21 protein-coding genes are annotated in these 19,622 nt (G+C 72.4%); 13 read left to right on the top strand and 8 right to left on the bottom strand.

All coding sequences use genetic code 11. From position 1 onward, the window contains the following. Position 1: 1 nt before the first annotated feature. From ACFSKW_RS02410 to ACFSKW_RS02440, 7 genes are all read left to right on the top strand, one after another. Positions 2–673, top strand: a complete 672-nt coding sequence (locus ACFSKW_RS02410; protein ID WP_379568603.1) for a class I SAM-dependent methyltransferase — start codon at positions 2–4, stop codon at positions 671–673. Further along, entirely contained in the window at positions 649–1,101 is a 453-nt protein-coding gene (locus tag ACFSKW_RS02415) for a PaaI family thioesterase (protein ID WP_379568605.1), read from the top strand. Before ACFSKW_RS02410 ends, ACFSKW_RS02415 begins: the two co-directional genes overlap by 25 nt. 85 nt (positions 1,102–1,186) lie before the next feature. Continuing rightward, positions 1,187–2,584 (top strand): serine/threonine-protein kinase, encoded by a 1,398-nt coding sequence (locus ACFSKW_RS02420; RefSeq protein ID WP_379568607.1) that lies wholly within the window; start codon positions 1,187–1,189, stop codon positions 2,582–2,584. A gap of 4 nt (positions 2,585–2,588) precedes the next feature. Next, positions 2,589–3,392: a hypothetical protein gene (locus ACFSKW_RS02425; RefSeq protein WP_379568608.1), complete on the top strand. Its 804-nt coding sequence runs from the start codon at positions 2,589–2,591 to the stop codon at positions 3,390–3,392. A 39-nt stretch (positions 3,393–3,431) separates the two neighbouring features. Beyond that, positions 3,432–4,526 (top strand): hypothetical protein, encoded by a 1,095-nt coding sequence (locus tag ACFSKW_RS02430; RefSeq protein WP_379568610.1) that lies wholly within the window; start codon positions 3,432–3,434, stop codon positions 4,524–4,526. Then, positions 4,523–5,971, top strand: coding sequence for a hypothetical protein (locus ACFSKW_RS02435; RefSeq protein ID WP_379568612.1), 1,449 nt, complete (start codon positions 4,523–4,525; stop codon positions 5,969–5,971). Before ACFSKW_RS02430 ends, ACFSKW_RS02435 begins: the two co-directional genes overlap by 4 nt. Next, complete coding sequence (locus tag ACFSKW_RS02440) at positions 5,968–7,257, top strand: AAA family ATPase (RefSeq protein WP_379568614.1); 1,290 nt, start codon at positions 5,968–5,970, stop codon at positions 7,255–7,257. Before ACFSKW_RS02435 ends, ACFSKW_RS02440 begins: the two co-directional genes overlap by 4 nt. Before the next feature lie 169 nt (positions 7,258–7,426). On the opposite strand, the gene ACFSKW_RS02445 is transcribed toward ACFSKW_RS02440, so the two are convergent. Further along, entirely contained in the window at positions 7,427–8,359 is a 933-nt protein-coding gene (locus tag ACFSKW_RS02445) for a GNAT family N-acetyltransferase (RefSeq protein WP_379568616.1), read from the bottom strand. Between the two features lie 128 nt (positions 8,360–8,487). Between ACFSKW_RS02445 and ACFSKW_RS02450 the strand changes: the two genes are divergently transcribed. After that, entirely contained in the window at positions 8,488–8,985 is a 498-nt protein-coding gene (locus tag ACFSKW_RS02450) for a GNAT family N-acetyltransferase (RefSeq protein ID WP_379568618.1), read from the top strand. A 3-nt stretch (positions 8,986–8,988) separates the two neighbouring features. Here the strand turns inward: ACFSKW_RS02450 and ACFSKW_RS02455 are convergent, their stop codons facing one another. Next, positions 8,989–10,545: an MDR family MFS transporter gene (locus ACFSKW_RS02455; RefSeq protein WP_379568620.1), complete on the bottom strand. Its 1,557-nt coding sequence runs from the start codon at positions 10,543–10,545 to the stop codon at positions 8,989–8,991. Positions 10,546–10,644: 99 nt separating this feature from the next. Here ACFSKW_RS02455 and ACFSKW_RS02460 point away from each other — a divergent pair, with 99 nt between their 5' ends. The 4 genes from ACFSKW_RS02460 to ACFSKW_RS02475 are packed head-to-tail and all read left to right on the top strand — an operon-like array spanning position 10,645 to position 12,052. Continuing rightward, entirely contained in the window at positions 10,645–11,202 is a 558-nt protein-coding gene (locus ACFSKW_RS02460) for a TetR/AcrR family transcriptional regulator (RefSeq protein ID WP_379568622.1), read from the top strand. Between the two features lie 29 nt (positions 11,203–11,231). Then, on the top strand, positions 11,232–11,480 hold the full coding sequence (locus tag ACFSKW_RS02465) for a hypothetical protein (RefSeq protein ID WP_379568624.1): 249 nt from the start codon (positions 11,232–11,234) through the stop codon (positions 11,478–11,480). Between the two features lie 9 nt (positions 11,481–11,489). After that, positions 11,490–11,918 carry an ATP-binding protein gene (locus tag ACFSKW_RS02470; RefSeq protein WP_379568625.1) on the top strand — a complete coding sequence of 143 codons (429 nt, stop codon included), beginning with the start codon at positions 11,490–11,492 and terminating at the stop codon, positions 11,916–11,918. Continuing rightward, positions 11,915–12,052: a hypothetical protein gene (locus ACFSKW_RS02475; protein WP_379568627.1), complete on the top strand. Its 138-nt coding sequence runs from the start codon at positions 11,915–11,917 to the stop codon at positions 12,050–12,052. The genes ACFSKW_RS02470 and ACFSKW_RS02475 overlap by 4 nt, the downstream gene beginning before the upstream one ends. 65 nt (positions 12,053–12,117) lie before the next feature. Here ACFSKW_RS02475 and ACFSKW_RS02480 read toward each other — a convergent pair whose 3' ends face one another. Both ACFSKW_RS02480 and ACFSKW_RS02485 read right to left on the bottom strand, forming a co-directional pair. Beyond that, positions 12,118–13,056: a Ppx/GppA family phosphatase gene (locus ACFSKW_RS02480; RefSeq protein WP_379568629.1), complete on the bottom strand. Its 939-nt coding sequence runs from the start codon at positions 13,054–13,056 to the stop codon at positions 12,118–12,120. 9 nt (positions 13,057–13,065) lie between these two features. Further along, on the bottom strand, positions 13,066–14,598 hold the full coding sequence (locus ACFSKW_RS02485) for a cytochrome P450 family protein (protein ID WP_379568631.1): 1,533 nt from the start codon (positions 14,596–14,598) through the stop codon (positions 13,066–13,068). Between the two features lie 141 nt (positions 14,599–14,739). Here ACFSKW_RS02485 and ACFSKW_RS02490 point away from each other — a divergent pair, with 141 nt between their 5' ends. Further along, the gene (locus ACFSKW_RS02490; RefSeq protein WP_379568632.1) at positions 14,740–15,873 is read left to right on the top strand and encodes a UDP-N-acetylglucosamine--N-acetylmuramyl-(pentapeptide) pyrophosphoryl-undecaprenol N-acetylglucosamine transferase; all 1,134 of its coding nucleotides are present in this window, start codon (positions 14,740–14,742) and stop codon (positions 15,871–15,873) included. Here ACFSKW_RS02490 and ACFSKW_RS02495 read toward each other — a convergent pair. The 4 genes from ACFSKW_RS02495 to ACFSKW_RS02510 form a co-directional block, all read right to left on the bottom strand. Next, positions 15,858–16,757 (bottom strand): hypothetical protein, encoded by a 900-nt coding sequence (locus ACFSKW_RS02495; RefSeq protein WP_379568634.1) that lies wholly within the window; start codon positions 16,755–16,757, stop codon positions 15,858–15,860. The two genes, ACFSKW_RS02490 and ACFSKW_RS02495, sit on opposite strands and share 16 nt — an antisense overlap. A gap of 80 nt (positions 16,758–16,837) precedes the next feature. Continuing rightward, positions 16,838–17,488, bottom strand: coding sequence for a response regulator (locus tag ACFSKW_RS02500; RefSeq protein WP_379569175.1), 651 nt, complete (start codon positions 17,486–17,488; stop codon positions 16,838–16,840). Continuing rightward, complete coding sequence (locus tag ACFSKW_RS02505; RefSeq protein ID WP_379568636.1) at positions 17,485–18,567, bottom strand: sensor histidine kinase; 1,083 nt, start codon at positions 18,565–18,567, stop codon at positions 17,485–17,487. The genes ACFSKW_RS02500 and ACFSKW_RS02505 overlap by 4 nt, the downstream gene beginning before the upstream one ends. A gap of 78 nt (positions 18,568–18,645) precedes the next feature. Beyond that, the gene (locus tag ACFSKW_RS02510) at positions 18,646–19,602 is read right to left on the bottom strand and encodes a helix-turn-helix transcriptional regulator (protein ID WP_379568638.1); all 957 of its coding nucleotides are present in this window, start codon (positions 19,600–19,602) and stop codon (positions 18,646–18,648) included. Between the last annotated feature and the right edge of the window lie 20 nt (positions 19,603–19,622).

Raw genomic sequence — 19,622 nt, forward strand, 5'->3', positions numbered from 1 at the left:
CATGAACAGCGGAACGGGACCAGGAGCCATAACCCCCGACGGATCGCCGGTCGAGTTCTACACCCTGCTGCCTCCGGGCGAGGAGGCGGAGGTCATCGGCCGGGTGGTGCCGGCGGGCGGCAGCATCCTGGAGCTGGGGTCGGGCGTCGGCAGGGTCACCCACCCGCTCGTCGCGGCGGGCTTCCAGGTGGTGGCCGTCGACGAGTCGGCCGAGATGCTCGCGCACGTGCGGGGCGCGCGGACCGTCCACGGCAGAGCGCAGGAGCTGGCCCTCGACCGGCGTTTCGACGCGGTGGTCCTGGGCTCCTACCTGATCAACATCCCCGACGAGGGGCTGCGTCACGACCTGCTGACCGCCTGCGCGCGGCACGTCGCGGCCGGCGGGTCAGTGCTCGTCCAGTGGCAGCCGCCCGAGGCGCACGACCGCTGGGCGGTGGGCAGGGGCCGCGAGGACGACGGCATCGAGATCATGATGACGGAGCTGGACGAGGTCGCGCCGGGGACCTACGCCGCCACCATGCGCTACACGGCGGGCGAACGGGTGTGGACCCAGTCGTTCCTGTCGCGGCGGCTCACCGTCGAGGAGCTGGCGGCGGAGCTGGAGCGCGCGGGGCTCGCGCTCGACGGCTTTCTCACCGAGGACCGCACGTGGGCGCGGGCCGTACCGGCATGACAGGGGCGGACTTCCTGCGGAGCATCGCCGCCGGCACCGTGGAGTCCTCCCCCCACCTGGCCCATCTGGGACTGCGGCTGGTCGATGTCGAACCCGGCAGGGTCGAGCTGGTCTGGCGGCCTGGGCCCGAGCTGACCAACAGGTCCGGCGTGGTGCACGGCGGGTACATCGCGACCGCCCTCGACGACGCGTGCGGCATGTCCAGCGGGAGCGCGGCCGAGCGGCCCACGCTGCATCTCACGATGAACCTCAACGTGGACTACCTGCGCCCCGTCCAGGCGGGGGAGGTCTACACGGTGGTCGGCGCGGTCACCCACCGGGGCAGGACGCGCGTCCTGACGCTCGCCACCGTCACCGACGCGACGGGCCGGTTGTGCGCGCAGGCCACCGCCAGCCTCACCCCCAACCGGAACACCACCCCCGGCTGAGCGTACGGCCGCGCGTACCGGCCCATTCGATCTGTCGGAGCAGGGCGGTAGTCTGCCGCACCAGGACCGCGATCGGAGGTGGGCTGTGGCGCCCGAGGTGCCAGGCTACGAGGTGCTCGGGCTGCTCGGCCAGGGCGGCTTCGGCGTCGTCTACCAGGCCAGGCAGCTGGCGGTGGGCAGGGAGGTGGCGCTCAAGGTCGACAGCAGGGTTCTCGTCTCCGAGCGCGACCAGCGGCGGTTCATGCGCGAGGTCACCTCGGCGGGCGCGCTGTCGGGGCATCCGCACGTGGCCGCCGTCTACGACGCGGGCGTGCTGCGCGACGGCAGGCCGTACATGGTGCTGGAGCTGTGCCCCGGCGGGTCGCTGTCCGACCGGATGCGGTCGGGCGTGCTGCCCGTGGCCGAGGTGCGCGACGTCGGCGTGAGGATCGCCGACGCGCTGGCGGCGGCGCACGCGGCCGGGGTGCTGCACCGCGACGTCAAGCCGGCCAACATCCTGATCAACCGCTACGGCCACGTGGTGCTGTCCGACTTCGGCCTCGCGACCATGCCCGAGCCCGGGGCGGAGGTGTCGGTGACGCGGGAGTCGCTGACGCCCGCCTACGCGCCGCCCGAGGCGTTCGAGCTGACCGAGCCGAGCGCGGCGGGCGACGTCTACTCGCTGTCCGCCACGCTCTACGCGCTGCTGTCCGGGCGGCCGCCGCGCTTTCCCGAGAGCGGGGTGGCGAACCTGGCGGTGATCATGGCGCTGCACCGGCAGCCCGTGCCCGAGATTCCCGGGGTGCCCGCGGCCTTCACCGAGGTGCTGCGGCAGGCACTGGCGACCGATCCGAGCCGGCGCACCCCCTCGGCCGCCGCCTTCCGCGACGCCCTCGCCGCCCTGCCGCCCGACGCCTTCCTGGGCGGCGGCGCCGGGTCAGTCGCTGAGTCAGGGGGGTGGGGCACCGGTGGAGCGGCGTCGCCGTCGCAGGGCGGGTTCCCGCTCACCGGTCCCGAAGCCGACCGGCCCGGGTTCGGCGGCCCGCAGGGCGGATGGCCCGCAGGGCCCACCGGCCCGCAGGGCGGATGGCAGGCCGCCCAGACCGGAGCCGGGCAGGCCGCGGCGTGGTCACACGCGCCCACGGGGCCGGGCCACGCGGGGCCGCAGCCGGGAGGATGGGCCGGCGCGCCCACCGGACCTGGCCACGCGGCTCCTGGCCAAGTGCCTTCTGGGCATGTGCCTCCTGGCCCTGTGCCTCCTGGCCATGTGGCTCCCGAGCACGCGGGTAAGGCGCCGATGGGCGGGTGGGGGGCCGCGCCGACCGGTCCTGGCCACGGGCTCGGCCACCCCGGCGGGTGGGTGGGGGCGCCTGGCGGCGACCTTCACGGGGCGCCGACCGCGCTGTCGCGGCGGGCGGCGACGCGCGGCTACGCCACCGCCTCCGCGCTGTTCGCCGTCATGATCGCCGTCGGGGTCGTGCTGATGATCCTCGAGGGCCGGTGAAGACGTGCCCGACGACCTCGACACCCTCGAACGCAGCATCGACGTGCTGCGCACCCGCGTGCGCGCCGCCGTGCGGGACAGGGACCTCTCCCTCGCACGCGAGCTGCGCGGCGAGCTGCGCAAGGCGGAGCGCGCGTGGGACCTCCAGGTCAGCAGCCCTCCGGAGCCCCGGAGCGAGCCGATCGCAGGAGCGCGGGGCGGGGCCAGGACGGGGCCGCCGGTGCGGGAGCGGGTACGCGACGCGCTCGGCCTGCTCCAGGTTCCCGCCGCCGGCCGGCTGGTGGTGAGCGTCTACGAGGCGTTCTTCTCCGAGCCGCTGAGGAGCTCCCAGCTCAGCACGCTCAGGCGCGACGAGGAGCGGACCTTTCGCCGCTCGCCGTACGGCAGGCCCCACTACGTGTGTGCCGCGCTCACCGACCGGCTCACCCCCGCCCGCGGGCTGCTGGCGGTGAGCACCTGGCCGCAGGAGCGGAGGGTCGTGGGGCCGCGCAGTCCGCGCGTCGACTTCCTGCTGTCGACCGTGCGGGTGGCCACCCGGGTCGGTGAGCTGGAGGAGCCGTCGGAGAAGGCCTGGCGGCTGCTGTCCAGGATGGCGCGCAACGTGCCCGGGGCGGCAGGCGGGTTCGGCGAACCCGAGCCCGGCGTGGTGGTCAGAGCGGCGCGGGCGGAGCTGGCCGTGCACCTGGAAGCCGACACGCGGGAACGCGCCGAGCTGGCCGAACGCGCCGGACGGCAGCTGGATGAGGCCGCCAGGCTGTTCGGCGCCACTACGCTGAGCGAGATCGCGAGGAAGGCGGCGTGCGCGTGATGGTCGCACGGCCTGGGAGAAGAGTGGAGGCATGAGCGGGTGAACGGGCTCGACGCGCTGAGAGGCACCACCCCCGCCAAACCCCACGACGCCAGGGCGATCGCCGCGCTGGCCGCCAATCCCGGCTGCGCGCGCAGGGCGCTGATGGACGGCGCGGGTGTCGACAAGGACAGGGCGGCCAGGCATCTGGGCTTCCCCGCGCCGTTCGGGCAGTCGCCTTTCGCGATCACCAGGGGCAACGCGTTCGAGGCGCTGGTGAAGGCCGACGGCTGCGCGGAACTGCTGCGGATGCTGCGCGAGCTGCTGCGGCTGCCGATCGACGAGGTCGCCTACCAGGACGTCCACAACGTCGGCGCGCACCTGCGCCACACGCACACCAGAGCGCTGTTCGACAGGGCGGCGCGGGAGGAGCAGGGCACGCTCTACGACCATCCCCTGCTCAGCCTGCGCATCGCGGGGCACACCGCGTATCTCGAGCCCGACGTGGTGGCCTTCCAGCGCGGCAAGCAGTTCCACATCGTGGAGATCAAGTCGTTCGCGGTGATCGACGGGCAGGCCGACCCCGCGGCGGTCGCGGCCGCGGCCAGGCAGGCGGCGGTGTACGTGCTGGCGCTGCGCACGCTGCTGGAGGAACTCGGCCACGACCCCCTGCGGGTCGCCCACGACGTCGTTCTCGTCTGCCCCGAGAACTTCGCCAACAGGCCCGTGGCGACGCTGGTCGACGTGCGCAGGCAGCTCGCGGTGCTGAAACGGCAACTGGCCAGGATGACCTCGATCGACAGGTTGCTCGCCGAGCTGCCCGACGGCGTCACCTTCGACCTGCGGCCCGATGACGAGGGGGTGCCGACCAGGCCGGCCGCCGAGCTGGCCGAGGCGCTGCACCAGGTCGCCGCCCGCTACGCGCCCGACTGCCTGTCCACCTGCGACCTGTGCTTCTTCTGCCGCGACGAGGCCCGCCGCGACGGCGCTTCCGACCTGCTCGGGCGGCAGGTGCGCGACGCGCTCGGCGGGGTGGCGACGGTCGAGGAGGCGCTGGAGCTGGCCGAGGGTCGCAGGGATCCCGCCCCCGGGCAGGAGGAGATCGCCCGCCTGCTCCGAGACGCCGAACGGTTGCGCAGGGAGTGCCTGGCGTGAGCATCCTGACGTCACTGGCCCGGCTGAGGGCGCTCAAGGAGGGGGTGGCGCAGCCGACGGCCACCGTGCGCCACTGCCACGTGAGCGAGCGCCCGATGGTGTTCGTCCCGCTCAAGCTGTCGGGCGAGGCGGCTGCCCCGCTGGCGGCGATGCTGGGCACCGACCGCGACCGGCCCCGGCTGCTCGTGGTGGCCCAGCCGCGCAACAGGGATCTGCGGTTCGCCTTCATGGCCGAGCTCGCGGAGGCACTGCTTCCGTACGTCGAGGGCTTCGCGACGCACACCGAGACGGTCGAGAGGAAGAACGCCGATCCCTACGAGCGGGCTCTGGACGCGCCGCAGCTGGTGCTGCCGAATCCCGCGGGCGTGGCGTTCACCAGGCTGCTCGGCCGTTCGACGAGGTTCCGCAGGACCGACGGGCCCTATCCGGTACCGGAGGAGGTGCCGCTGCTCGGCAGGTGGCTGACGTACTTCGCCGAACGGGCCGCCCATCCTGGCTCGTCGCTGACGCTGACGGCCACCGAGGAGCTCGGCCGCCACTGGGCCAGCGGGCAGAGCGGGCTGGAGGACGCGAACCTGGCCGCGCTGCTCGGCTGGATCGCGCCGCCGCCGGGGCTGAACGGCCCCGAGGCCGCCGAGGAGGCGGAGGATCCGCTGATCTGGCCGCCCGCGGGGCCGGCCACCGATCCTGGCTTCGACGCCGAGGTGCTCGCCCCCGCGATCGACGACGGCGCGGCCGAGCGCGTCACCGAGGCGCTGCGCACGCAGCTCGCGCCGACGTGGGGGCTGGTGTGGCAGGCCATCGATCTGCTGCGGAAGCTGCCCGAGGGGGCGAGCGTGCCGACGCGGTGGGAGGGCGACAGGGGCTCCTTCAGCATGATGGCCGAGCAGATCTCCGAAGGCGCGCCGCCACAGGCCCGCCGCGACGGCGCGGTCGCCGCGGCCGCCCGCCTGTCCAGGATGGAGCGGGCGCAGGCCTCCTTCGAGGTGCAGCGCGCCTACGACGACCCGTTGATCATGGCCGAGTACCGCCTGACCGGCGAGGCGTTCGCGGGCGAGGTGATCGAGACCGATCCCGGCAACACCGAGGGCGAAGGCCGCTCCCGCAAGCTGCGGCCGGTCGTCCTGATCAAGACCGACGATCCCGTACGGCTGCAGCCGGGCGCCGCGCTCGGCACGCCCGACCGCAGGGGACAGGCCGCCGAGCTGGTCGAGGTGCACGAGGGCCTGGTCACCTTGAAGATCACCAAGGGCATGGGCAGGGGCAGGACCCCCGCGCCGGGCTCGGTGCCCGAGGTGGGCGAGCGGGTCTGCTACACCTCGCTGACCGACGACTTCCAGGGCTCGGCGGCGCTGCCCGACAGGGAGGCCACGCCGTGGACCCACGGCGGCCCTCCCCAGGAGTACGTCCCGAGTGACGAGGACGCCCAGGAGGAGTGGGCATGAGCCCCGAAGAGGTCATCCAGGCCGTGCTCGCCGACCTGCCCAGGCACAGGGGCGTGGTGGTCGACTCCCCGCCGGGTGCGGGCAAGTCCACGCTGGTCGTGCGAGCGGCCGCGCACCTGGCCGAGACCGGCGAGCCGCTGATGATCGTGGCACAGACCAACGAGCAGGTCGACGACCTGATCGAGCGCATCGCCGACAAGCATCCCGACCTGGCCGTGGGCCGGCTCTCGGCCTCCGGCTACGTGCCGCCGCGACGGCTGCTGGAGATCCCGAGTGTCACCGTCGGCACCAGGATCCAGGATCTCAACGACCCGGCCATCGTGATCGCCACCGCGGACAAGTGGGCCTGGATCAGCGGCCGCACCTGGCCGTGGGCGATCGTGGACGAGGCCTACCAGATGCGCTCGGACAAGCTGCTGCGCATCGCCGGGCTGTTCGAGCGGGCGCTGTTCGTGGGCGACCCGGGCCAGCTCGACCCGTTCTCGATCGTGGAGGCCGACAGGTGGGCGGGCCTGTCGTGGGATCCGCTGCAGAGCGCGGTGTCGGTGCTGCTGCGCCACAACCCCGACCTGCCCGTGCACCGGTTGCCCGTGTCGTGGCGGCTGCCGGCCTCGGCGGCCCCCGTGGTGTCGCAGGCCTTCTATCCGTTCACCGGGTTCAGGTCCGGCACGGGGCCTGACGAGCGGGCGATGCGGCTCACCACGAAGGGCATGGGCACGGTGCACGACCGCGCGCTCGAGGAGGCGGCGGCGACGGGCTGGTCGCTGCTGGAGCTGCCCAGCCGCCACACGGTCCGCACGGACGCCGAGGCCGTGCAGGCCGTGGCGCTGCTGGCGACGAGGCTGCTGCAGCGCGGCGGGGTGACTCTCTCGGAGAAGGGCGAGCGGCCGGTGACGGCCGACAGGATCGCGGTCGGCGCCGCGCACCGCGACCAGGTGGCGGCGATCAGGAACGCGGGCGTGCCGCCCGAGATCACCGTCGACACCGCCAACCGGCTGCAGGGCAGGGAGTACGACGTGACGGTGGTGCTGCACCCGCTGTCGGGCCGCAGGGACGCCACCGCCTTCCACCTGGAGTCCGGGCGGCTGTGCGTGCTGGCCTCCCGGCACCGGCACGCCTGTGTCGTGGTGGCGAGGGCGGGCATCCCCGAACTGCTCGACGCCCACCCCTCGGCCGAGACCGTGCAGCTCGGCGTGCCGGTGAAGTTCCCCGACGGCTGGGAGGCGAACCAGTCGGTGCTGGAGCACCTGGCCAAGCATCGGATCCGTGTCTCTGACGGCGGCTGAGGGTCAGGCTCCCGTCACGGAGAGGTCCGATCATGCCTCCGTGCGCCGGCTGACGTCCGGCGGCCGCTGAACGCATCTCGTCTCGTGCCGCTCGTGGGCGGGGTCGGCGCGGCTCCGCGCCCCACGCCATGGCCTGGCCGAGCGGCAGGGCCTGCCACGTGGCCGGGGTCTAGATCCGCCTGCGCCAAACGTCGATCACGAGGACGGGGCGCATGCCCGCGGAGGTGTAGAGGCCGAGCGCGGGTGTGGTGTTGTTGGCGTCGACCTGCAGCAGCGTGCCCCTGCGCCCGCGGGCGGCGTCGCCGGCGAAGGCCGTGCGCAGCAGGAAGCGGCCGAGGCCGCGCCCGCGGAAGGCGGGCAGGGTGGTGAGGGTGAAGACGTAGCCGCGGTTCTCGTCCTCGGCGAAGTGGTCGGTGCCCACGAGCAGCGCGGCCGACCGGCCGTCGACGCGGGCGACGAGCACCTGCGACCAGTCCGTGGCCGCGGAGGACTCCCTGCGGGCCAGCCACTCCTCGTACGGCAGCGGCACGAAGCCGAAGTGATCGGCGAACCCCTCCTGGTGAAGGCGGTGCGCCTCGCGCCTGAGCTCGTCGGTCAGCGCGGGATGGAGGGTGACGCCCTCGGGCGGCTCGGGCGCCTCGACGGGCCCGTCGAAGTCGATGCCGAGCCGGTGGAAGCTGGTGGCGGCCTCGAATCCGAGCCCCTTGACCAGCGCCTGCTTGTCCTCGTCGGCGCGGTAGACGCCGATGTCGAGCGTCATGCCCTCGTGGCCGCGCTCGGCGGCCAGCTCGCGGGAGCGTTCCACGGCGGCCGCCCAGAGCGCCTCGGTCAGACCGTCGCCGGTGCCCGGCCTGACGACGACCTCGACGTCGGCCTGGTCGCTGTCGCCCTTGGGGAGGACCCACGCCCAGCCGTTCGGGGTGCCGGAGGCGTCCTCGGCCAGCCACGCGTCCCGCTCGGTGTCGAGCTCGCCGAGCTCGTCGGCGATGTCGTCGGGCGTGACGTCGGGGATGCCGATGACCGAGATGTCATAGGCGGCGACGAGCTCGTGCACGGCGGCGGCGTCCGCCGGCCGCGGGCGGCGGAGGGTGTGGCGATCCATGGCGATGATTGTCCACCGTCGTCCCGGGTGGACGCCTCCGGTTTTTCGCACGCCGCGGGGGCGGGCATCCCGGTCCAGGCCAGGTCCCGACCCGGAGGCGGCGCCGCGGCGGTCGATAGGCTGGGCTCGTGCCGATCCGCCCCGCCACCGCGGCCGACCTGCCGGCCGTGGCCGCCGTCTACGCCCACTACGTCGCCACCAGCGTCGTCACCTTCGACGAGACCGCGCCCGAGCTGCCCTTCTGGCAGACCAGGTTGAGGGAGCTCGGCGAGCGCGGGCTGCCGTTCCTGGTGGCCGACGTGGACGGCGAGGTGGCCGGCTACGCCTACGCCGGCCAGTGGCGGCCCAAGCCCGCCTACCGCCACACCGTGGAGGACTCCGTCTACCTGGCGCCGGGCCGTACCGGGCAGGGTCTGGGCAGGGCCCTGCTCGGTGAGCTGTTGCCGCGCTGCGCGAAGGCGGGGGCGCGGCAGGTGGTGGCGGTGATCGCCGACACCGGCCAGGACGCCTCGGCGGCGTTGCACCGGGCGTTCGGCTTCGTCTCCGTCGGGCGGCTGACCGGCGTCGGTTTCAAGCTGGGCCGGTGGGTCGACACCCAGCTCATGCAGCTCGACCTCACCCGCTAGGGGTCAGTCGAGCGCCGCCGCCTGGAGCTTGGCCTCCTCCTGCGCGGCGGGGCCGCCACGCAGCGGGATCTCCTTGATGAAGGCGGCCAGGACGGGCACCACGATCGCGAACAGGATCGCCCACCAGAAGATGCCGGAGATCGCGGACGCCAGCGTCTCGAGGAAGCCGGTGCGCACCTGAGCGGGCAGTTGCCCGAGTGCGGCGGCGTCCATCCTGCCGCCTCCGCCGACCATCTTGTCGGCGGTCTGGGCGCCGAACTTCTCGGTCAGCCCCGACAGCAGCTGGTTGTTGAAGATGGCCCCGAACAGCGAGACGCCGAACGAACCGCCGATCGAGCGGAAGAAGGTCGAGGCGCTGCTGGAGACGCCCAGGTCCTTCTGCTCGACGCTGTTCTGCGCGATCAGCATCGTGGTCTGCATGAGGAAGCCCATGCCGAGGCCGAGGACGGCGATGAACACGCCGGTCTGCCAGGAGGGGGTCTCGACGCCCATCATCGACAGCAGGAACATGCCGAGCGCCATGACGACGCCGCCGACCACGGGGTAGACCTTGTACTTGCCGGTGTTGGTGATCGCCTTGCCGACGAACAGCGACACGACCATCGCCGCGCCCATCATCGGCAGGAGCAGCAGGCCGGAGTTGGTGGCCGAGGCGCCCTGCACGGTCTGCTGGTAGAGAGGCAGGAAGTTGATCGCGCCGAACATCGCGAAGCCGAGCAGGAAGCCGACCGCCGAGATGAGGGTGAAGTTGCGGTTGCGGAACAGCTGGAGCGGCATGATCGGCTCGGCGGCGCGCCGCTCGACGGGGATGAAGGCGGCCAGGGTGACCACGGCGAGCGCGGCGAGCCCGAGGATCTGCGGCGAGCCCCAGTCGTACTCGTTGCCGCCCCAGGTGGTGATGAGCACGAGGGCGGTGATGCCGACCGACAGCAGGATCGCGCCGAGCCAGTCGATGCGGGCCTCGGTACGGTGCTTGGGGAGCTTGAGCTTGACGGCGAGCAGGACGAGTGCGATCGCGCCGACGGGCAGGTTGACGTAGAAGGCCCAGCGCCAGTCGAGGTGGTCGGTGATGAAGCCGCCGACGAGCGGGCCCGCGATCATCGCCAGGGACATGACGCCCGCCATGATGCCCTGGTACTGGCCGCGCTCGCGGGGCGGGACCAGGTCGCCGATGATGGCCATCGCGTTGACCATGAGGCCGCCCGCGCCCAGGCCCTGCACGGCTCGGAAGGCGATGAGCTCGGCCATGCCGTCGGCGGGGCCGCCCATCATCGACGAGCCTGCCATGCCGCACAGCACCGATCCGACCATGAAGATGACGATCGAGGCCATGAAGATGCTCTTGCGACCGTAGAGGTCGCCGATCTTGCCCCAGATGGGGGTCGAGACCGTCGTTCCCAGCACGTAGGCCGTGACCACCCATGACAGGTGGGTCAGCCCGCCCAGTTCCTCGACGATCCGGGGCATCGCGGTGCCCACGATCATGTTGTCGAGCATGGCCAGCACCATCGCGAGCATCAGGCCTGGCAGTACCGCCATGACCTCCCGCCGTCGCTCCACGGAATCTCCCCGATCTTGACGTTTCACTTACTTGCCGACCGGCAAGCCCACGCTAAGCTAAAGTCTTACTTGCCGGCCGTCAAGTGAAATTGGACCGAAATGCGAGAAGATACGCGGGCGAAGATCCAGGAGGTGGCGCTCAGGCTCTTCACCGAGCAGGGCTACGAAGCCACCTCCCTACGCGAGATCGCCGAGGAGCTCGGCGTGACGAAGGCGGCCCTCTACTACCACTTCAAGACCAAGGACGACATCGTCGCCAGCGTGGCCGGCGACAGAATCGCCGAGCAGGACGAGATGCTCGCCTGGTTGCGGTCACAGCCGCAGACTCCCGAGACCCGCAGGGAGTTCCTCCGGCGCTACGCCGATCAACTCGAGCACTCGCGCCACCAGGATCTCGGCCGCTTCCTCGAGCGCAACCAGACCTCGCTGCGCGACCACCCGACCATCAAGGCGATGCGCATGCGGATGCTGGAGGTGGCCGAGGCGCTCAGCGCCCCCGACGACCCCGTCCGCGTACGGCTGCGCCGTTCGATGGCGCTGTTCACGCTCCACACGGGGATATGGCTGACCCAGCACTACGACCTCACCGACGAGGAGCGGCGCGAGATCGCCCGCAGTGTTGCGCTGGAGATCCTCGAAGGCCCGTGCGGCGATTGAGACGCGTCTCTGGGGGCACGGGCCATCCCATGACAGGGAAAGAGGAGATCACACGCGTCAAGGAGCTCATCGACGGGCTCTACACGGGTCAGGAGCGGCTCAGCCGGCTGGAGATCACCGAGCGGATGACGGCGGCGGAACTGCCCGCCGACCTGATGGTCTACTTCGATCGGCTGCCCGACGGGGACTACGAGGAGGAAGAACTCGTCGAGACTCTCAACCAGATGATCGCGGAGAGGGGCGAGGAGCGCGCGGTCGGCCACATCCCTGAGATCTAGGAGGCGGCAATGGAGGCAACCATCGCACTTCGGCTGCCCAGGGACGCGGCGAGCGTGCCGGTGATCAGGCAGACCCTCGACGGCACCCTGCGCTCGCTGCATGTCGTGCGGCCGATCAGGGAGGACATCGAGCTCATGCTCAGCGAGGCCTGCGCCAACGTGATCAAACACGCGGTGTCGAGCGACGAGTACACGGTGAGCGCGGGCGTCTATCACGACCGCTGCGTCATCAGGGTGGTCGACACCGGCGCGGGGTTCGACCCGCACAGTGTGGACGAGCCGAGCCCCGGCGCCGAGCACGGCCGCGGGCTGCAGATCATGCGGGCGCTGGCCGACGACGTGCGCTTCACCCAGCGCAGGGAGCGCGGGACGATCGTCAGCCTGGAGAAGAGACTGCGCTTCGAGAACGAGACTCCCTCGCCGACACCGCGGCCATGAGGGCGAGGACGAGCAGGACGACGACGGAGATGGCGACCAGCGCGAGGGCGACCAACCCAAGGATGATCGCCAGCGAGGCGGCCAGGCTGAGCAGTGTCCACAACATGACGTGGCCGCTGCCCGGTTTCTACTAGCTCATGCAGCTATCTAGAGAAGTGTCGCTTCCGCGCGACCTGTCCGGGTCCATCCCACTATGGAGTCAGCCCAGCCGGCCCGGAAGCAGGTCGAGGCGGCGCAGGATGACGCCTTCGCGCAGCGCCCACGGGCACACGTCGAGCTTGTCGATCTCGAACAGGTCCATGGTGGCGTCGGCCACGAGCGCGCCCGCCGCGAGCTGGGCGGCGCGGCCCTCGGAGACACCCGGCAGCTCGGCGCGCGCGCCGGCGCCCATCTTGGTCAGCTTGAGCGCCCACTCGGCCAGGTCGGCCCTGGTCAGCGAGCGCGAGACGTAGGGGCCGTCGCTGGAGGGCGGCGCCCCGGCGATCCTGGCCAATTGCTTGAAGGTCTTGGACGTGGCGACCGCGGCGTGCGGCACGCCGTACTTGACGACGTCGCCGACCCTGCGGGCGATCTCGGCGCGGACGTGCTTGCGGAGCTTGCGAACCTCGTCGGCCGGCGGCGGGTCGGCGGTGAACCAGTCACGGGTCAGCCGCCCGGCCCCCAGCGGCAGGGAGGCGGCGACGTCCGGCTCCTCGTCCATGCCCGAGGCGATCTCCAGCGACCCGCCGCCGATGTCAAGGGTGAGCAGCCTGCCCGAGGACCAGCCGAACCAGCGGCGCGCGGCCAGGAAGGTCAGCCTCGCCTCCTCGTTGCCCGACAGGACCTTGATGTCCACTCCGCAACCCGCGTTGATCTCGGCGACGACCTCCTCGCCGTTGGCGGCCTCCCTGACGGCCGAGGTGGCGAAGGCCATGAAGTCCTCGACGCCCTTGTCCTCGGCGATCTGCAGCGCCTCCGCGACGAACGCGCCCAACCGCTCGATGCCCCGCTTCGAGAGGCGGTCACCGTCCTCCAGGTGCTCCGAGAGACGCATCTCTTCCTTGTGGGAATAGGCGGGAATGGGCCTGGCTCCCCTGTGCGCGTCCACCACGAGCAGATGAACGGTATTGGAGCCGATGTCCAGAACGCCGAGTCGCATGGGCGAACGCTATCGTTCGCGCGGCCGTACGGCGAAGCGGAGCCTGAAGTGATCGAGAAGGGGCGGCCTGCCCACCATCCTGACCTCTCTCTCACGCAGGATCTCATCGAGCACGTGGGTCGCCGTGAGCATCACCAGCCCCTCCCCCGGGCATCTCGCGGGCCCGTCGCTGAAGGGCACCTCGTCCATGAACGACGTGACGACGGCGACCATGCTGCCCGCGGGCACGGTGACCCCGCGCCACGTCGTCGGAGCCGTGGTGTCGCGCAGGATGGCCGGGGTGGTGGGCCAGCGCCGCAGCGACTCCCGCATCGCCGCGCGCAGGCGGTCGGCGTCGCGCGGCTCCTCGCGTGCGCTCAGCAACGCCAGCGCCCGCCATGCCGCGACGCCCGCGGCGTCGTAGGCGAACAGCCAGTGCGGCGCCTGGCCCTCGGGATGCACCGCGGGGTCGGCGCGCGTCTGGGCCAGGACGCGGGCGAGGCTGCCCTGCTCGGCCCTGCGCAGGTGCGCCTCCAGCCGCCGCTGGAAGGCCACCCGCACGTCGGTACGGCGGGCCGCGAAGTAGGACCAGTTGGCGTCCCCGCGCAGCCGGTCCAGCAGCCGGGTGAGCTGCTCGTCGTCGCGGGCCGCGTCACCGAGCACCACGCGCCGCGCGATGCGCCGCTGAGTGGCGTGGAACTCCGGCCAGGTGATCACTCCCCGCGTGGGGAGCGTCGCCACCTCGTCCGCGACCTTGGCGCGCACGGCGTCGGCGATCATGTCAGGCCTGAGCACCTCCTCGTTGAAGGCGCGTCGCTGAGCGCGCAGCTCGGGGTCCCTGGTGACGAGGAGGGCGTCGAGCTGGAAGTGGCCGAGAGCGCCCTGCTTCTCCTTGTTGGCAGGGGTGAACTCGGCGCCGTGCAGCGTCCGCCGCACATCGGCCTCGCTCAGCGGGATCACCGCCCAGCCGCGCAGCGGGATCCGCACCAGCAGGGGACCGCCGTCGTGACGGTCTCGCAGCCTGGCGAGCAACCGGTTGGCCCGCTGGTCGGCCCTGGTCAGGGCGGCCAACCGCACGCCGAGCGGGCGGCGCAGGACGGCGCCCTGGGCGATGATCGGCAGCGCCACCTCCACGCCGAGCCGTAGCGTCTCCCACAGCGAGGCCCTGCCGAGGGTCCTGCCGCGCCGCAGGCGCAACGGCCTGGTGGGGCGGAGCGCGGGATGGTGGTTGCCCTCGGGGTCGAAGTCGGGCAGGCCTACGGCCCTGTCGCGCAGACGCAGCAGCGCGATCCTGCGCTCACCCGCCTCGATGGCGAACACGTCCTTGGTGAGCCGGTGCGCGGTGAGCCTGAGCTTGCCCTCCCTGTTCCGGTAGCCGCCGGGCAACGCCAGATCGAGGTCGTGTCCTTCTCCGCCGTCGAGGATCCGCACGAGCGACTTCGCGCCCGCCAGCCGGACGACGGCCTCGCGCGAACCCGCGTCGAGGGCGGGTACGCCGAGCGGTGGATGATCCAGGACCTCCAGCGTCGCGGTGAACAGGTCGCCCTGGGTGATTGTCGGCATATCTGGGCGAATACCCTTCCTGATGGTCGTGACACTCGAGGGTGGCCGCGACCGGCCACGCCGCCGCAGGGACGACACGGGGGCGCGAGCGGAGCGGCACCGGGGCGCGACTGCCCGCCCGCGCGGCAATACGCTGACCTCGTGACACGAACCCTTCGTCTGCTGGTGACCGGTGGCGGCACCGGCGGCCACACCTATCCCGCCCTCACCACCCTGGCCGCGGTGCAGCGGCGACGCCTGCCCCACGACGTCCTCTGGGTCGGTACGGCCAGCGGCCTGGAGGCCAGGATCACCGCCGAGCACGGCATCCCGTTCCAGGCGATCACCACGGGCAAGCTGCGCCGCCGCCCGAACCTGCGCGAACTCGGCACCAACCTGGCCGACCTGTTCCGCATCCCCCTGGGCGTCATGCAGGCGATCGGCCACGCCGCCCGCTACAAACCGGACGTGGTGCTGTCCACGGGCGGCTACGTCGCCGTGCCCATCGGAGTCGCGGCCAAGCTGCTGCGCCGCCCGCTGGTGATGCACGAGCAGACCACGGTCGTCGGCCTGGCCAACCGCATCCTGGCCCGGATGGCCACCCGCATCGCGCTCTCGCACGAATCCTCGCTGGAGCACCTGCCCGCCTCCGTGCGCGACAGGGCGGTCGTGACGGGCAACCCGGTGCGGCCCGAGCTGCTGCACGGCGACAGGGCGGCGGCCTACGACCAGTTCGGGCTGACCTTCGAGGTCCCGCTCATCTACGTGACGGGAGGCGCGCAGGGCAGCAAGCAGATCAACACGATGCTCGCGGAGATCCTGCCCCGGCTGCTGCCGTACGCGCAGGTGATCCACCAGTGCGGGCCCGCGTGGATCGAGCAGATGCGCGCCATCGCGCTGCCGCCCGAGCTGGCCGACCGCTACCACCCCGTCCCCTACGTCGGCGCCGAGCTTCCCGACCTGTTCGCCGCCGCGGACGTCGTCATCGCGCGCAGCGGCGCGGGCACGGTCTCCGAGCTGACGGCGATCGGCAAGCCCGCCGTGCTCGTCCCGCTCATCCCGAGCGGCGGCGACGAGCAGCGCAAGAACGCCTCCTATCTGGCCTCCGGCGGGGCCGCCAAGGCGTTGCTGGAGCCGAACCCGTCCGCCGAACTGCTGCTGGCCGAGCTGATGCCGCTGCTGGCCGACCCCGCGCTGCGGGCCGCGATGGCCGAGGCGGCCCACAAGCTGGGCCGGGTCGACGCCGCGGAGGCGCTGGCCGACGTGCTGCTGGAGGTCGCTCAGCCGTCCAGGTAGCGGAAGGCCTCGTGCGCCTCGCCCACACTCCTGCGCAGCGTCTCCTCCAACTGGTCGGCGTCGTCGGCCAGCCTGGAGATCTCCGGTACGGCGAAGCCGTCGGCGCCCGATTCGGCCACCAGCTCCTCGTAGCGCGGCAGGCGGGCGCGCAGTTCCTCGATCTGGCCGCGGGCGTGGTAGGCGCGTTCGGCGTCGGCCACGTGGCCCGCGTAGCGCTCCAGCGCCTCGACCCTGGCCACGACCGCCGCCTCGCTGCTGGCCAGGGCGCGTTCGAGCGGCTGGACGGCCTGGGCCACCTCAGGGGCGACGCCGCGCGCGATGAGCTGGTTGTGCTCGGCGCGCAGGGCCGACAGCTTGGCCAGCAGGCGGGCGATCTCCCACTCCTGCTGGGGCAGCATGACGGCGTTGCGCACGTTGTCGAGCAGCCCTTCGGCGTTGACGTGCGAGCCGAGGACGGAGTTGACCGCCCGCTGGGTGCGCGCCATCAGCGCCAGCGCCTCGGGGTCGAAGTCCTCGGGCAGGTGGTAGCGGCCGTCGTACCAGCGGGCTTGCTCGAAGATCTCGTGCTCGTCGCCCGGCTCGTCCTCGGGCTGCGAGCCCGGCGAGAGTATCTTGACCGTGAACAGCAGCACGACCGCGCCGAAGCCGAGAAAGGCCGGCTGGACCGCGCCGGTGACCAGGAAGCCGATCGCCAGCGCGAGCAGAGCGGGAACGCCCACGAGGGTGAGCTTGTCGGCGGGCGTCCCCGGCACGAACTCGGGCTCGGGTCGCGGCCGCCATCCGGCCCTGATGCGCGACAGCAGCGGGGCGTTGGCCCTGAACGTCCAGGCCACCTCTTCGGGCACGCCGGGATCGACCACGACCGCCACGTCCTGTCCCGACATTCCCTGGATCATAAGCTCAGCCGTCGAGGAGGCGGAAGGGTTCACGCTTTCGATCGGACGTTCCCCCGTCACGCGAGCGATCATACGCCGCCGGGGCGGATCAGCCCGCTCTCATAGGCCAGAACGACGAGCTGCGCCCTGTCGTGCAGGCCCAGCTTGGCCATGATCCGGTTCACGTGCGTCTTCACCGTCGCGGGGCTCATGAACAGCGTCTCGGCGATCTGCCCGTTGTTCTGCCCCTGCGCGATCCTGCCCAGCACCTCGCGCTCCCTCGGCGTGAGCGCCCCGAGCCTGGGCTCGTCCCTGGGTGCCGCCGTGGCCGCGAACCGCTCGATGAGCCGCCGCGTCACGCCGGGTGACAGCAGGGCGTCGCCCCTCGCCGCCACCCTGACGGCCTGGCGCAGCTCACCGGGCTCGGCGTCCTTCACCAGGAAGCCGCTCGCGCCCGCCCGCAGCGCCTCGTAGACGTACTCGTCGAGGTCGAAGGTGGTGACCACGACCACCCTCGAGGTGCGCGCGCCGACGATCCTGCGGGTGGCCTCGAGGCCGTCAAGCTCCGGCATCCTGATGTCCATCAGCACCACGTCGGGTCTGAGCGCCGCGGCCTGGCGTACGGCCTCGCGGCCGTCGGCGGCCTCCCCCAGCACCGACAGGTCGCTCTCGGTGTCCAGCAGGGCGCGCAGCCCCGCCCTGACGAGTGGCTGGTCGTCGGCCAGCAGCACGGTGATCACGCCGGGAGCCACGCGGCCACGCCGAATCCGCCCTCCGGCCTGTCGCCGGTGCTGAGCGTGCCGCCGACGGCGGCCACGCGCTCGGCCATGCCCACGAGCCCGTGCCCCGCGGGCGAGCCGCCGCCCACGCCGTGCCCGTCGTCGGTGACCTCCACGACCACTCCACCGCGCTCGAAGCGCAGCGTCACGGTCGCCGCGGCCGCCCTGGCGTGCCGCGCGATGTTCGTCAGCGCCTCCTGGACCACCCGGTAGGCCGTCAGCTCCACCGCCGGGGACAGCGGCCGCCGCTCGCCGCTCACCTCGACGCTCACCGGCACTCCCGCGGTCGCGGCGAGCTCCCGCAGCCCGTCGAGGCCCGGCATCGGAGCCCTGTGCTCGGAGCCTTCGCGCAGCACCCCGAGCAGTCCCTTCATCTCGGCCATGGCCTCGCGGCTCGCGCTCCTGATGACGCCGAGCGCGGCGCGGGCCTCGGCGGGCCCGCCCGCGCGGTCGACGGCCTCGGCGGCGACGGCCGCCTGCAGCGCGATGAGGGAGACGGTGTGGGAGGTGACGTCGTGCAGCTCCCTCGCGATCTTGAGCCGTTCGTCGCGGGCCCGTCTGCGCGCCTCCTCCTCGCGGGTGCGCTCCAGCTCGGCGATGTAGCCGCGTCTGGCCCTCGACGCCTCGCCCAGCTGGGCGACCAGGACCACGACCAGCGTCCACACCAGCAGCACCGCCAGGTTGCCCAGCTCGGGGTCGAGCGCGACACCCGCGGCCGGAACCGCGACGAGCAGTCCCGCGCCCGCCCAGCCCGCCCGCCTGTCGTCCGCGGCGATCGCGGCGAACACCGCCATCAGCGGCGGCACGGCCCACAGCGCGTAGGCGTAGCCGAGGGCGAACACCGCGGCCGCGGCCGCGCCGCAGACCGCCACGCTCACCACGGGCCTGTCCTTCAGCCATGCCAGGCCGATCGCGCCTCCGGCCAGCAGGACGTGACCGAGCGCGTCGAGCGGGCGGGCGTGCGGCTGGTTGCCGAGCGCCATGACCGTGGAGACGATCACGGCGACGGCCGTGCAGCCGACCAGGGCGAATCTGCTCACGTCGCCCACCGTAGATCGCTGGGTCGACGATGGCATCCAACCTGCGCGGTATTCACGCCTTCATGAGACCCGGGTCGCTCATGGACCGTACATCCTGCCCAGTTCGGCCACCGTGTCGCGCATCAGGTCCCGCAACTCGGCCGGAGCCAGCACCTCGACGCTCGCGCCCATCCGCAGCAGCAGCCAGCGGGCGTGGGGGATCGACTCGATGGGCACCGTGACCGTGCGCCAGCCGTCCTGATCGGGCTCAGGAAGGTCGATCGTGGTGCTCATCGTGTAGTCGAGCAGGCCCTCCGCGCCGGGCGCGACCCTGATGACGGCCTCGGCCTTGTACATCTTCTCGCGGAACTCCTTGGCGTACAGCTGCCAGAACCCGGCCAGGTCGAAGCCCTGGGGCCGCTCGAAGGAGCCGTTGAGCGTCTCCACGGTGAGGACGCGGGAGACCCTGTAGGTACGCGGGGAGCCGCCGGGCGGGGCGGCGACCATGTACCAGGAGCCGCCCTTGAGCACCAGCCCGTACGGATGGATCACCCGGTCCACCACCTGCTGCCCCCAGCGCCGGTAGGTCATGCGGAGCGGCCGCTGGTCCCACACCGCCTCGGCGACCTCGCTCAGGTGGGGGACGTCGTCGGCGTTGCGGTACCAGCTGGGCACGTCGAGGTGGAAGCGCTCGCGCATCCTCGCGGCCTGTGAGCGCGGCTCGGGCGGGAGGGCGGCCAGCAGCTTCAGCTCGGCGTTGGCCGCCACCTCCGCCAGGCCCAGCTCGGCCGCGGGTCCCGGGAGTCCCGCGAGGAAGAGCGAGGAGGCTTCGGCGGCGGTCAGGCCGTTGAGCCTGGTGCGGTAGCCGTCCAGGAGCTGGTAGCCCCCGGTGGGGCCGCGGTCGGCGTAGACGGGAACGCCCGCCGACGACAGGGCCTCGACGTCGCGGTAGACGGTCCTGATCGACACCTCCAGCTCCTCGGCCAGCTCGGTGGCGGTCATGCGGCCACGCGTCTGCAGCAGCAGGAGGAGGGAGAGCAGGCGGCTGGCACGCATGCCCCCATTCTCCCCGGCCC

The organism is Nonomuraea mangrovi (assembly GCF_042681425.1).
Lineage (GTDB): Bacteria > Actinomycetota > Actinomycetes > Streptosporangiales > Streptosporangiaceae > Nonomuraea > Nonomuraea mangrovi.